The sequence below is a fragment of the Niallia endozanthoxylica genome, assembly GCF_008710145.1.
Taxonomy (GTDB): domain Bacteria; phylum Bacillota; class Bacilli; order Bacillales; family Cytobacillaceae; genus Bacillus_BD; species Bacillus_BD endozanthoxylica.
The window spans coordinates 47,404-60,977 of sequence record NZ_VYKL01000022.1 but is presented as its reverse complement, the minus strand read 5'-3'; the positions used below and the strand labels follow the sequence as shown (position 1 = coordinate 60,977).

16 protein-coding genes are annotated in these 13,574 nt (G+C 38.1%); 2 read left to right on the top strand and 14 right to left on the bottom strand.

Features of this window, described 5'->3' with window-relative positions:
- Window positions 1–4: 4 nt before the first annotated feature.
- The 8 genes from F4V44_RS14825 to F4V44_RS14790 form a co-directional block, all read right to left on the bottom strand.
- The gene (locus F4V44_RS14825) at window positions 5–424 is read right to left on the bottom strand and encodes a hotdog family protein (protein ID WP_150440802.1); all 420 of its coding nucleotides are present in this window, start codon (window positions 422–424) and stop codon (window positions 5–7) included.
- Between the two features lie 172 nt (window positions 425–596).
- Window positions 597–968 carry a monovalent cation/H(+) antiporter subunit G gene (gene mnhG / locus F4V44_RS14820; protein WP_150440801.1) on the bottom strand — a complete coding sequence of 124 codons (372 nt, stop codon included), beginning with the start codon at window positions 966–968 and terminating at the stop codon, window positions 597–599.
- Window positions 946–1,230 (bottom strand): Na(+)/H(+) antiporter subunit F1, encoded by a 285-nt coding sequence (locus F4V44_RS14815; protein ID WP_150440800.1) that lies wholly within the window; start codon window positions 1,228–1,230, stop codon window positions 946–948. Before F4V44_RS14815 ends, mnhG begins: the two co-directional genes overlap by 23 nt.
- On the bottom strand, window positions 1,230–1,706 hold the full coding sequence (locus F4V44_RS14810) for a Na+/H+ antiporter subunit E (protein ID WP_150440799.1): 477 nt from the start codon (window positions 1,704–1,706) through the stop codon (window positions 1,230–1,232). The genes F4V44_RS14815 and F4V44_RS14810 overlap by 1 nt, the downstream gene beginning before the upstream one ends.
- Before the next feature lie 41 nt (window positions 1,707–1,747).
- Entirely contained in the window at window positions 1,748–3,238 is a 1,491-nt protein-coding gene (locus F4V44_RS14805; protein ID WP_150440798.1) for a Na+/H+ antiporter subunit D, read from the bottom strand.
- A complete protein-coding gene (locus F4V44_RS14800; RefSeq protein WP_150440797.1) occupies window positions 3,231–3,569 on the bottom strand; it encodes a Na(+)/H(+) antiporter subunit C in 339 nt (112 codons plus the stop codon). Before F4V44_RS14800 ends, F4V44_RS14805 begins: the two co-directional genes overlap by 8 nt.
- Window positions 3,569–3,994, bottom strand: a complete 426-nt coding sequence (locus tag F4V44_RS14795) for a Na(+)/H(+) antiporter subunit B (protein WP_150440796.1) — start codon at window positions 3,992–3,994, stop codon at window positions 3,569–3,571. The genes F4V44_RS14800 and F4V44_RS14795 overlap by 1 nt, the downstream gene beginning before the upstream one ends.
- Window positions 3,978–6,407, bottom strand: coding sequence for a Na+/H+ antiporter subunit A (locus F4V44_RS14790; protein ID WP_150440795.1), 2,430 nt, complete (start codon window positions 6,405–6,407; stop codon window positions 3,978–3,980). Before F4V44_RS14790 ends, F4V44_RS14795 begins: the two co-directional genes overlap by 17 nt.
- 150 nt (window positions 6,408–6,557) lie before the next feature.
- On the opposite strand from F4V44_RS14790, the gene F4V44_RS14785 reads away from it, so the two are divergent.
- Window positions 6,558–7,250, top strand: a complete 693-nt coding sequence (locus tag F4V44_RS14785; protein WP_150440794.1) for a universal stress protein — start codon at window positions 6,558–6,560, stop codon at window positions 7,248–7,250.
- 53 nt (window positions 7,251–7,303) lie between these two features.
- Here F4V44_RS14785 and F4V44_RS14780 read toward each other — a convergent pair whose 3' ends face one another.
- Window positions 7,304–7,867, bottom strand: a complete 564-nt coding sequence (locus F4V44_RS14780) for a tyrosine-type recombinase/integrase (protein WP_150440793.1) — start codon at window positions 7,865–7,867, stop codon at window positions 7,304–7,306.
- A gap of 161 nt (window positions 7,868–8,028) precedes the next feature.
- Here F4V44_RS14780 and F4V44_RS14775 point away from each other — a divergent pair, with 161 nt between their 5' ends.
- Window positions 8,029–8,868 carry a murein transglycosylase gene (locus tag F4V44_RS14775; protein WP_223881902.1) on the top strand — a complete coding sequence of 280 codons (840 nt, stop codon included), beginning with the start codon at window positions 8,029–8,031 and terminating at the stop codon, window positions 8,866–8,868.
- A 120-nt stretch (window positions 8,869–8,988) separates the two neighbouring features.
- On the opposite strand, the gene F4V44_RS14770 is transcribed toward F4V44_RS14775, so the two are convergent.
- From F4V44_RS14770 to F4V44_RS14750, 5 genes are all read right to left on the bottom strand, one after another.
- Window positions 8,989–9,633 (bottom strand): sulfite exporter TauE/SafE family protein, encoded by a 645-nt coding sequence (locus F4V44_RS14770; protein WP_150440792.1) that lies wholly within the window; start codon window positions 9,631–9,633, stop codon window positions 8,989–8,991.
- Window positions 9,634–9,859: 226 nt separating this feature from the next.
- Window positions 9,860–10,342 carry a nickel insertion protein gene (gene larC / locus F4V44_RS28160; RefSeq protein WP_150440791.1) on the bottom strand — a complete coding sequence of 161 codons (483 nt, stop codon included), beginning with the start codon at window positions 10,340–10,342 and terminating at the stop codon, window positions 9,860–9,862.
- A 38-nt stretch (window positions 10,343–10,380) separates the two neighbouring features.
- Entirely contained in the window at window positions 10,381–11,220 is an 840-nt protein-coding gene (locus F4V44_RS28155; RefSeq protein ID WP_150440790.1) for a LarC family nickel insertion protein, read from the bottom strand.
- Complete coding sequence (larB, locus tag F4V44_RS14755) at window positions 11,201–11,974, bottom strand: nickel pincer cofactor biosynthesis protein LarB (RefSeq protein ID WP_150440789.1); 774 nt, start codon at window positions 11,972–11,974, stop codon at window positions 11,201–11,203. The genes F4V44_RS28155 and larB overlap by 20 nt, the downstream gene beginning before the upstream one ends.
- A gap of 18 nt (window positions 11,975–11,992) precedes the next feature.
- Window positions 11,993–13,465: a gluconokinase gene (locus F4V44_RS14750; protein WP_150440788.1), complete on the bottom strand. Its 1,473-nt coding sequence runs from the start codon at window positions 13,463–13,465 to the stop codon at window positions 11,993–11,995.
- Window positions 13,466–13,574 lie beyond the last annotated feature (109 nt).

Sequence of the window (13,574 nt, the reverse complement as noted above, 5' to 3'; positions counted from 1 at the left end):
TTCATCAGCCTCCCGGAAAAACATAAATGACAACTTGTCCTTTAATAACCTCAGTTCCCTGTTGATTAAAGCAAACAACCTTTTGCGTTACCCAGTTTCTTTCATGATTAATATCAATAATCACCAATTCAGCGGTAATGGCATCCCCTACATGCACAGGATGATAATAAATGATTTCTTTTTGTACTAATACACAGGGACCTCCCGGTAATTTTTCAGAAATAACCTGTATAATTAATCCTTCCACCAACAAAGCGGGAACGATTGGCTGCGAAAAACGTTTTTTCCAGACCTCCTCATTGCGTTCATACATTTGACTAAAATCATTTGCTAATTCACTATACTTTTGAATATCCGCTTCTGAGAATATCCGCTGTAAACGCGCAATTTGTCCAATTTGCATTTCTGAAGTAGTTAAGCTCATCCTATCTCCTCCTTTTTTTTGACTAAATTTTCTTAATTATTAGTATATATCAAATACCCACTTAATCAAGAATATAATTGTGAACATATTGAAAGCAATTAATAATCTTTTGTGTCACATTAGAGAAAAAAATAAAACCGCTCAATGAACGGTTTTACAAAGCTACTACCTTTTACTCCATACTCCTCATCCTGTCACTTTCCATCATTACTTCCTTCAGGTCATCCTTTACGCTTACCTTTGCAAGAGGAACACGTGAACGATAGGCTGCCCGAACAATAACATGTGCTGCTACAGGTGCTGTGAGAAATACGAAGAAAATCCCTAGAAATAAACGGATGCTAAAGAATCCCTCTAACATGAAGAAAAGAAAGGTTCCAACAAGTGTAAAAAGCACACCCATTGTTGATCCTTTAGAAAGTGCATGGGAGCGGGTATAAATATCAGGAAGACGAATCAGGCCGACTGCACTTAGAAAGCTGAAGATGGTCCCAATCAATATTAACAAAACGGCGATATATTCACTCTGATTGATTACGCTCAATGACCGCACCTCTTTCAATATATCTTGCAAAAGCAATGGTTCCGATAAAGGACAAGATTCCAATTAATAGAATGACTTCAAAAAATCCAGTGTTTCTCAACAAAACAGAAAAAATAGCAACACCTGAAATCAGATTAATTCCTAAAGCATCAAGAGCTTGGATTCTATCAGGAGCAGAAGGACCCTTAACCAACCGATATATGGTTGCTATAACAGCAAAACTAAGAAAAGCTAGTGAACAGATTAATATTCCTTGTATCATTAACGCGTCACCTTCTTTATAGCCTTTTCAAACTTTTTTGTAGATGCAAGAACCGCATCACTCGATGCTGGGATATCCATCGCATGGATATAATACCTCTTGCTGTCTTCGGAAACTTCAACTACAACAGACCCGGGGGTTAAGGTCAGCAGCAGCGCTAGTAATGTAACCTCCAGATCTCCTTCTAATTCCGTTTCTAAAGTAAATATCCCTGGAGTAATATTAATCCTCGGTCGAAGTATCTGTCGAATCACTAATATACTAGATGTAAATAACTCATAAATGAATACGAGAAAAAGCTGAACAATTGCAAGCAATGTAACTAAATAAAATTTAGTTGGAAGATATTTACGCAGAATAAAGAGCACCAATAAACCAAATAGATAACCACTGAAAAAGGTTAAAACACTCCAGTCATCCTGAAGAAACATCCAGATGACACCAATCAATAAATTTATTAATACCTGCATAGGCATCGCTACCACCCCTTTCCATTTAAAAAGTATAAACGTTAACTCTACTGCTCCAAATTACCGCCCATGACCGCTTTAATATAGAAACTGGGATCCATTAAGCCTTCTACTGCAAGATAAACGTAATCATGAATTCCTTCAGCACCTAATCCGAGCGCAATGGTTAACATGGTAAGGATTCCAATTGGTAACATTAACCCCTTTGTTGTCCCCTTTTCCTCTTCCTCAGTTAATTCGGTATAGCCCCAAAATCCTTTAAGAAAGATTTTCATAATCGAATACAGAACCATAAGACTGGTTATCAGCCCAATTCCACCCAGCCAAAAGTAGCCCGCCTCAAAAGTCCCTTCTGTTATAAAAATTTTCCCGATTAAACCGCTTAATGGCGGAATACCTGAAAGGGATAATGCCGCAATAAAAAACATCCACCCCAATCCTGGATGTAATTTGATAAGACCGCTTATTTCTCTTAACTTACTTGTCCCAGTAAGATGGACAATCGTTCCTCCTAAAAGGAAAATTAATGCCTTTACAATCATATCGTGAATCAAATAGTATAAAGAGCCCGTCATCCCTTCCGTTGTATACGATGCGGCTCCTGCTAAGATAAATCCTACCCCAACAATAACGTTATAAGTTAAAATTCTTTTAATATCCCAGAAAGCTACAGCTCCAATGGCCCCTAATATCATCGTGACCGCAGCCAAAATCCCTATAAATAAGTGCGTTACCTCTGGCTCATGATAAAATACAAGTGTAAAAACCCTAATAATTGCATAAATTCCTACCTTTGTTAACAATGCTGCGAATATAGCTGCAACCGCAGTTGGAGGAGCACTGTAAGAACCCGGGAGCCAATAGAACAGAAACAGACCAGCTTTTAAACTAAAAACAATTAAAAATAAAATAGCAACCGTCGTCATTAGTCCATCCTGTCCCACCTCAGCTACACGAATGGAAAGGTGAGCAAAATTCAGAGTCCCTGTCATCGCGTAAAGGTATGCAACCGCAACAAGAAATAGAAAAGAGGAAATAATATTAATTAATATATATTTAATAGACTCCCTCAGTTGAATTCCCGTACCTCCTAGTGAGATCAACACATAGGAAGAAACAAGCATAACCTCGAAGCAAACAAATAAATTAAAAATATCTCCAGTCATAAACGAGCCATTGACCCCTGTAATGAGAAACATGAATAGCGGGTAAAAATAGTTTAATTCTCTTTCCCTTCCAATAGAATGAAAGGCGTACAATAAACAACATAACGCAACAATACTCGTTGTCAGGATTAACAGAGCAGAAAGCATATCAGCGACCATACTTACCCCAAACGGCGCCTCCCAACCTCCTAAATGAAGCGTTTGGATTCCTGATGTTTCTATTTGACTCATTAATAGAAGCGTTGAAATACCAACAGCAAGCATCGAAAAAACACTTAAAAATCGATGCAATGTAATCTTCTTCCGAAAAATCACCATAATCATACCCGTTAGAATCGGGATAATGATGGGCAAAATAACTAGATTATTCATTCTCAACACCTCTCAATTGCTCCGTATCATCCGTACCCAATACCTTATAAGCACGATAACTCAGCACTAAAAAAAGAGCTGTTGTGGCAAAGTTGATCACGATGGCCGTTAATAAAAGGGCTTGGGGCAATGAATCAGCATAGGTTAAATTCTTAATGCCAAGAAGAGGAGGACCTCCCTTTTTCAATCCCCCCATCGTGATAATCAATAAATTGACACCATGACCAAGGATGGATGTTCCCAAAATGATTCTTAATAGGGTTTTCGTCAAAATTAAATAAATTCCAATGGCAAATAATATACCAACAAGGATAGACATTAACGTTTCCATTATCGATCATCACCTATACTCATAATTATCGTGATTGAGGTTCCAATTACCGCCAACGCTACCCCGACATCAAAAATCACCGCAGTTGCCAGTTCCGTTTTTCCAAAAACAGGAAGATTAAAATATCCGAACGTCTGTGATAAAAACGGGGAATCGAACAGCATGGAACCGACTCCCGTCAGAAGAGCAATTAACACACCTACAGCAGCCATCACTTTAAAATCAACTGGAATGTTTCTCCTAACTGTTTCAATATCAAATGTTAGAAACAGGAGGATTAAGGCTGATGCAAAGGTTAGACCGCCAATAAATCCGCCGCCAGGATAATGATGCCCTGAGATAAAAAGATTAATAGCAAACGTAAATATAATCAAAACGGCAACCTTTGTTACACTTCGTATGATTACATCATTTGGCTTCTTCATTTTCATCCCTCCCTTGCGGTTTAAGCTTGATTAATGTATATACGCCAAGACCTGCAATACATAAGACAAGAATCTCGAGCATCGTATCAATCCCGCGGAAATCAACGAGAATGGAGTTTACAATATTTTTTGCTCCTGCTAATTCATAAGAATTCTCGTAGTACCCTGAGATAGATTCGAATAAACGATTCCCATTTGCAGATAATGCTACAATGGTTACGACCGCGCCAGCCCCAATCGAGATGACAGCATTAACCGCCTTGAACGGAATACGGCTTATTTCCTTTTTCAATTCAGGTAAATGATAGAAGCATAGCAGGAATAATGCCGTTGTTACCGTCTCAACAACTAATTGAGTCAGTGCCAAGTCTGGTGCTCTAAACAAAACAAAGAAAAAGGAAACAAGAAAACCTAAAGCACCCACTGCAACGATAGCAGTCACCCTCTTTTTAGAAAACAGAACGGCTAAAGCAGTAATTACCATCAAAGTCATTAATATCACTTCAAAAATATTAACGGGTGCATCCTTGGATAGATCAAAGGAATAACCTTTAAACAACCACATGGCGCCTCCAACGACAAGGATGATAAACCCAAATATATAGACTAGATAGTCACGGATAAAACCTGTCATATATTTTACTGTTATAATCTTCGATAAACTTTCCATTTTCTCTAAACCGAGATTATACAGATTATTTAATGTGAAGCCTTCTGGAAGTAAATGATAAATTGGAAACCACTTTTTTAAATAAATGTACAATAATGTTCCCAATCCGATGACACCCAGTGTCATAAACAACTCAGTATTCCAGCCATGCCAAGCACTGATTTTTATATCAAGTATACCTGCTTCCCCAGCAATGGTCGGCAGCACCGCATGCATCGCAGGCTGTAGTAAATAATGTGAAAGGGTATTTGGAAAAAAGAAAAAGATAATAACAAGAGATCCAAGAACAAGAGGCGAAATTAACATCCCAATTGGAGCCTCATGCACGTCCCTTCCGAGTTTTTCTGGTTTATTCTTCCCTCTAAAGCCAAATGTTTTAAAAACAAGAATCATGCTGTAAACAAAGGTAAACACACTGGCAATCCATGCAATGATAGGGATAGCCAAGCCAATGATATCTACATTAAACACAGACATATCGGATGCATTTAATACAGCTGTAAAAAACATTTCCTTACTTAAAAATCCATTAAATGGCGGAAGTCCTGCCATGGCAAAGCTTCCAATTACGGCTAAGGTAAACGAAATAGGCATAAGGTGCATTAAGCCGCCCAGCCTGCGAATATCTCGGGTTCCCGTCTCATGGTCAATAATACCAATAACCATAAATAGGGAGCCTTTAAATGTGGAGTGATTAACCAAGTGGAAAATTGCTGCAAATATCGCTACAGCATATACAGAGGAATCATCTCCAACTCCGACATATAAAGACGCAGAGCCTAAACCAAGCAAGCTCATAATTAAGCCTAATTGACTTATGGTAGAATAAGCTAATAATGCCTTAAGATCTGTTTGCCGCACTGCATTTACAGACCCATATAATAAAGTGATGAGCCCTACTCCTGATACAATCCAGAACCACTCTGCAGAACCTCCGAAAATAGGAGTCAGACGAGCGACTAAATAAATCCCTGCCTTTACCATTGTAGCTGAATGCAAATAAGCACTTATTGGTGTAGGTGCCTCCATCGCATCTGGCAGCCAGATACTAAATGGAAATTGTGCTGACTTTGTAAATGTCCCGACTAAGATTAGTATCATTGCTGGAATAAACAGAGCATGCGAAGGAATATCACTTGCCTTGCTTATCATTTCACGAATACTATACGTATCCGTCATGATAGAAAGCATAATGAAACCAGCCAGCATCGCCAGTCCTCCAAAAATCGTAATTAACATTGATTTTTGTGCCCCATAACGTGATGTTTCACGTTCATACCAGTAGGCAATTAATAAGAAAGACGATACACTGGTTATTTCCCAAAAAACATATAAAACAATTATGTTATCAGAAAATACCAGGCCAAGCATAGCTCCCATAAATAGCAACAAATACACATAGAAATTATTTAATGCTTCACGATGCTTGGACAGATAAAATATAGAATAGAGAATAACGAGTGCACCAATTCCCGAAATTAATAGCCCAAAAATCAAGCTTAACCCATCCATATATGTCGTGAAGTTAATATCGAAGGATGGCATCCATGGAACCGTTGCTGTGAAAGTATTTCCATCTGAAATTTTGGGAATAAATGATAATAAATAGATAAATATCACCAATGGAATAAAAAGGACAAACCATCCCGTATGAATACGCGGTGACAATTGCTTATAGATGAATGGTACCGCTATGGCAAACAAAAAAGGCATCAAAATCATGACATGTAACCAAAATGACATCATATCCCTCCCTAAGAATTTATAATTAAGAATAGTATAGTAATATTAAATAGATTGACTGAAATGGTGGCATGGGTTATAGTCATACATAGTTTATTTAATAAAGGAATAAAATCGGGTTGAGTCAACCGATTCCGAGGTGAACTAAAAATGATAAAAAAGAAAGAACGCATGGACGAAAGCATCCTCGTTTGTGTATATTATGGTCCAAATGGTGAACGTCTCATTCAAAGGGGCTGTAAAATTGCCAATATGCTTGACTGTCCGCTGTACATTCTCACTGTAGATCCTAAACCATTCGATGAGTTGGATGCAGAAAAATCAAACTATATTACAAGATGGAAACAATTGGCTTCTCAGCATAGTGCTGATGCATTTATTATTAAGGACAATGAACAAAGACCTATCTCAAAAGTAATCGCAGAGGTTGCAAGAGAGAAAAATATTACACAAATTATTCTCGGTCAAACGGCTCAAAGCAGATGGGAACAAATAGCAAAAGGTTCTATTATCAACTCTTTATTACGTGAAATTCCGTTTGTTGACCTTCACATCATTTCCGTTGCCCGTTATTTAAAAAATCCTGATAGAAATTACGAAAAAGGTATCCGTGCCTATCTTGTTAAAGAGAACAAGCAGTACCGCCTGATTTTTAACCATACAAAGGATGTAGAATATGAGGGCATATTCTTTAAAGAATTCGGAACTGACTTTGATAACGGTATTTTCAAGTTTATGAAGGATAAGGAAACATTACAAGTCCAGGTACATGAAAGTATTGTTAATGACTTAACAAATGTTCAAATGGATACGAACTTAGATTCTGATGAAGATTACTTATAAGACGACCTCCACTCTTAGTGGGGGTTTTTGTATTCTTTCTGCCATATTTTTAGTTATAAATTAACATCTACCTTAATAAGCGGTTTCTCATTTTTATCTATTCCGATATATCGTAAGGTTTCAGAAGGAGTGTGATGATGATAAATCCCCATGAGAATTGAGATAGCAATACCTTTTCGATAGGCATGGTACCCAAATGTTTTTCTTAATGTATGTGTACCAATTTTACCTGGAATTCCAACCTCTTTTGCGGCTGTATTGATAATACGATAGGCTTGCTGACGTGTAATCGGCAGATTGTTCTTTTTTGACTTAAAAAGATAATCACTCCCTAGAAATTCATAGCTATTTAAGTAATCCTCAAGTGCATGTTGAACGTTATTATTTAAATAGTAAGCCTTTGTTTCACCACTACTCATTTCCTTTAGATATAAAAACTCCTTAATCCCCTTTTCATCCCGTATATCCTCCACCTTTAGTGATAGTAAATCACTTATTCGAATTCCCGTATTAATACCTAGGACGAAAAGCAATAGATCTCTTTTAGAATGTTTTTTTAATATATCTTTTATTGCATTAATGCTTTCAACGTCTCTTATGGGCTCAACATACTCCATGAATTGACCTCCTATAACACACACTGACAAAATAAATTAAGTTACACAATTAACAATAACACAAGATTAAGTAACATTACAAACAATAGAACCAATATTTTTAATGATTTATTACTTATCATTTTTCATAAAAAGCAGTAGACTTATAGGTGACCTATGTAATGGAACTTTATACCTTTAGGAGAAGAAAAAGTATGCGAAAACTACTCATTGGCCTACTAATCATTCCGGTTTTCTTTTTATTCATCATCGGTCTCGTTTTATTTGACTATATTTATTTTCCACTCATTAGTCATAAAGCTGAAAAAGCGGCTGAAAAACATCTAGAAGCAAAATATAGTGAAGACTTTATTATTGAACAATCAACCTTTTCAAAGCCTCTAGGCGATGATTGGGGGACTTACCGTATTGATTCTCACCCTGCCAAAGATCCCGAATTAACTGTTCGTCTTTCCATTTCTGAAGATATGCAGCCAATGTCCGATGATTACTTAGATATGAAATGGCGCAAGGAGCTTAATGAACAATTTAGTTCTATCTACAAAGAGCTTTATAGTACTGTTGAAAATTACTCTTATATGGTCAATGTTTCATTTCTAGATGAAGCTTATACACAATACAACATTCATAACACCTACCAGGAAATCCTCGGACAAGACCATGAAGGTATTGGGAACATTATCTTTTCAAATGTACTTCTTAACTCTTCAAATGAAATGGACCAACAATTAGATAAAGCTTACAAATTAATTCAGTACTTACAAGACCAAGAGTTAAAGTATTTCAGCATTCAAATAGAATACTATGACGAAAAACTGCACCATGAACTCTCCGCTAAAGAAAAAAAGCTAAATTACAATGACTTTTCAAATAAATTCTGGGATGACAGAGTTTTCCGTTTCAATTATTCCTATGACTCTAGTGATGAGAATTCTAAAAAAGAGCTTGATAATATTAAAGACCCTGCTGACTTAAAGCAATACCTTCGAGACTTGCATTAAGCTAACCGTTACTTCTGCCTTCACGGTTCGTGACTCACTCCCTGGAGGTTACACCCATGTCGGGCACAAAAAAAAGATGCAGATTTGTCTTCTTATCTGCATCTTTTTATATAGAAAAATTTACTGTACCCACATTTGAAATAAACCTTCGGTAACACCGAGATTATACATATAATAGATTCCAAATAGAAAACTTACTGCACCGGCAGCTCTAGTTAATATTTGATTTAATCCAATATTTTTTTTACTAAAGACAAAAGGAATGCCTATAATTGTTGTAAAGAGGAGCATACCAGCAATCGTTCCAGCACCAAATATTAATATATATAAAGCTCCTTCCCATATCGTTGAAACCGTAGACATAGTTAGTAAAACCATGGCCGCACTTCCAGCAATCCCATGAACAAACCCAATGAATGCTACCTTTAGAAAATGAGCTTTTTCATGCTTATGGGAACCTGAACGGGTGTTTTTCCAAAAAATAATGCTTCTTATACCTAGATACACAAGCATGACTCCAACTAAAAATTCAAGTGACATAGCCCATTTATCTGTAAGCTCGCCTTTCATTAGTACCAACGCCATCCCAAGAATGAACAGGGTGCAGGTATGGCCAATCCCCCAATAAACTCCAGTTAAAGTCGAACTAGATAACTTTTTGCTTTTGCTTACAGAAGTGGATACAGCTATGATATGGTCAGGCTCAATGGAGTGCTTGATCCCTAAAATAAAACCAAGAAATAATACAGAAATAAAACTTGCCATCCATCTCTTCTCCCTCTTTGTCTGTTTTTAATTAGGCTCTGTTAAACATAGTTGTTGATTTCCGTTCCGGGCACTTCGCGCACCTTAGGGCGACAGTCTAACCTCCTCGACACTTCGTGTCTGCGGGGTCTCGACTGTCTCGCTTCTCCCGCAGGAGCCTTCGTGCCCTCCACTGCAATCAACCTGCATACAAAAATCAACATTGTGCTTTAACACAGCCTATATCCTATTCAGCCTTATCCCCATTTCCTAACACCTTCCAAATGCTTTCATAAACTTTTTTGAGAGGAATGTGATGAAGTTGGGAAATATTTTTACAGTCTTCATACTCAGGAGCCATTTGTACGACATCCCCTTTATATATCCCCACCTTAACAGCCACAGTCCCCCATTCAGTAGAAACTTCTCGAAACATTCTTTCCAATCTATGTACTGTTAATGGGTAATAGCGAAGCCCTAGTGTTGTTGTTTCCCGAAAGAGAATTTCCTTCATAGAGGGGAGATTTTGCTCAGAACAAAGCAATTGGAGTAAAACACCTGGTCTGTTTTTCTTCATATATATAGGGGTATAAAATACATCGTTAGCTCCAGCTTCAAACAGCAAATCCATTACATATCCAAGCCATTCGCCGGAAATATTATCCAAATTCACTTCCATTTTGAACATTTGATGATCAATATGCTCATGATTGGGTGGATGAAGCCCCATTTTATCCCCCCTTCAACTAACCAAATACATCTTCCGTTCTATTCCCCAATCATTACCCGCAGCATATTTGGACGGTCTTTAAAGGTTTTTGTACCAGCCCCATAACCGACAAAATTCACTTTCATTGAAGGAACCGTGCAAAACTCCTCCGCAAGAACAGCGATAATAGCTGCTCCTGTAGGGGTTGTAAGCTCAGCCCTAATATCTGACTGTTCAATAGGAATACCTTTCAAAATTTCCAGTGTGGCAGGAGCAGGTACAGGATAAATGCCATGATCAATATGAATTTTTCCAGTTCCCACCGGTATAGGAGATGCCTTTACCGTAGTTACTTCTAGTTGATGAATAAGTATGGCTGCACCAACAATATCAATAATGGAATCAACCGCGCCGACTTCATGGAAATGGACATTTTCTAATGGAATTCCGTGAATATGCCCCTCCGCTTCACCTATTTTTTTAAAAATTTTTAATGCCGTTTCCTTCACTTCTTCTGAAAAACCAGCACTCTCAATCAATCTTACAATATCCTTATAAGAACGGTGATGGTGATGATGTACCTGCTCATCATGGTGGTGATGTTCATGATGATGATGGCTGTGCTCATCATGGTGGTGATGTTCATGTTCATGGTGATGATGGCTGTGCTCATCATGATGATGATGTTCATGATGTGAATGTAATAGCAACACATCAAACTTTGTGCCTGTTATCCCATTTTTTATAACCTTTTTCCATTTTAATTCGTATTCATCTTCCATTTTCATCTTCTTTAACTCTTCCACCAAGTGGTCAGGATTGGCACCCGCATCAATAAGGGCACCGATGACCATATCACCACTGATGCCCGAAAAGCAATCAAAGTAAAGTGTCTTCATTATTCACAACTCCTTTTATCGCAAGCTGATGAATTAAGACGGCATTATACCCTCCGCCAAAACCATTATCAATATTTACAACACTAATCCCTGAAGCACATGAATTTAACATTGTGAGTAAAGCAGATAATCCGTTGAAATTTGCCCCATACCCAATACTAGTCGGAACCGCAATAACAGGGTGGGACACGAGTCCGCCCACTACACTTGGAAGTGCGCCTTCCATTCCTGCTACAACGACTGAAACCGTCGCATTTTGGATATCATCAAGATGGTTAAGTAAGCGATGAATCCCTGCAACCCCGACATCATATATTCTTTTCACAGGACTGCCCAATACTTCTGCCGTCACTGCTGCTTCCTCAGCAACCTTTAAGTCTGAAGTACCAGCAGCAATAACAGCGATATACCCTTGAATATTGTTTTCAGCGGAATTTCGTTCCTTCCAATAGAGGATTTGTGCCAATTCATGATAAGTAAACTCAGGACATGTACATTGAACGATTTTCGCCTTTTCCGGCGTGATTCTCGTAACAAGTACTTGTGTATTTCGTGCCCTTAATGATTGAATAATTGCGATGATTTGTTCCGCCGTTTTTCCTTCCCCAAAAACAACCTCCGCAAAACCCTGTCTCTTTCTTCGGTGATGATCGACTTTCGCAAAACCAAGATTTTCAAATGTTGCCAATTGTTCCTTTGCTTCCGGAATGCTTAGGGTGCCATTTTGAACTTGTTCTAAAATCTCTTCAAGCATCTCGCTCCCCCTAACAATCTAAAAATACTTGCTCATATCCCTGGATAACTTTTCATATTTATCATAAATTTCTTTATAAATTTTACTTTGTTCTTCGTTCGGAACAACTGGGTCAGCCATAGGGATATTTTGCTTAATACCTTCAAAAGAATTTACCTTTTCCAAAGCAACTAAAGCCGTCCAAGCTGCGCCCCAGGCCGCACTATGATGACTCTCCGAAACATAAATTTTTGCTTCGAATATATCCGCCATCATTTGAAGCCACAATGGTGAACGGGCCAAGCCTCCATTTACATAGATTTTTTGTGGTTCACCAGCTAACTTCTCTAATGCTTTTCCAATTTGATAAAGGTTAAACGTGATTCCTTCTAAGGCAGCACGGATAAAATGTTCTTTCTTATGAGTTATAGCGATTCCATAAAAATTTCCTTTTGCATGCTGATTCCAAATTGGGGCCCTTTCTCCATTAAGATATGGAAGAAAAAGGAGTCCTTCAGCTCCAGGAGCAACCTGCTCGGCATCAGATAAAAATGTTCCAAAGCTTCTTTGATCATTGAGAAGGTCCTTTAACCATTGCAAGACGATTCCGCCATTGTTTGTCGGTCCTCCAATGATGGAAGTATCCTCCGTAAACGAATAACAAAAGGTCTCTTTGCTATCACTCGTTTTAACTCCTTTGGTAAGCTGCCTGATGGCACCGCTCGTACCTACCGAAACAGCCACTTCACCGGGGAGGATGGCTCCGATTCCCAAATTTGACAGTTGGCCATCGGCAGCCCCTACTACTATAGGAAGATCAGGAGTTATCCCCATTTCCTCTGCAATATCTTTATTTATTCCGTGCAATATGTGAGTTGGAGGAACAATTTCGGAAAGCTGTTCTTTGTTAATTCCAGTCATTTCTAATAATTCATCTTCCCAATTTAGCTTGGCCGGATTAAAAAGCCCCGTTGCAGATGCCATCGAATAATCAATAACTCTTACATTAAACCAGGATTGTAGAACATATTCCTTTATTGACATAAAGTATGTAGCTCGTTTGTAAGGATCGTACTCAGTTTCTTTCATCCATAAAAGCTTGGTGAAGGGTGTCATTGGATGAATAGGGGTCCCTGTTGCGGCATACACACGATTCCCAATTGTATTCAATACACTTTCCGCCTGGGATGAGCTTCTTCCGTCAGACCATATAATGGCAGGTGAGATTGGCTTCCCCTCATTATTGACACAAACGAGAGAATGCATCGCAGAAGAAAAGCCTATGGAAATTAACTCATCCTTATCAATTTCCGCCTTTTTTATTACATCCCTCACTGCAAGAACGGCAGATTGTTCAATTTCAACTGCATCTTGCTCTGCCCATCCCTGTTGCGGATAATGGAACGTGTTCAATTTCTCATCCTCAGCTATTAATTTTCCATTTAAATGAAATAAACATGCTTTCACACTTGTTGTCCCGATATCAAGCCCAATAACATACTCTTTAGACATAGTTCATCTTCCTTTAGATAACAATTTTATGATTCTAAATAGAATTTTCTTATTCTGCTCATTCTAGTATCGTAAGAAAAGGCTTCGGATTATTCCAAAGCCTTTACTA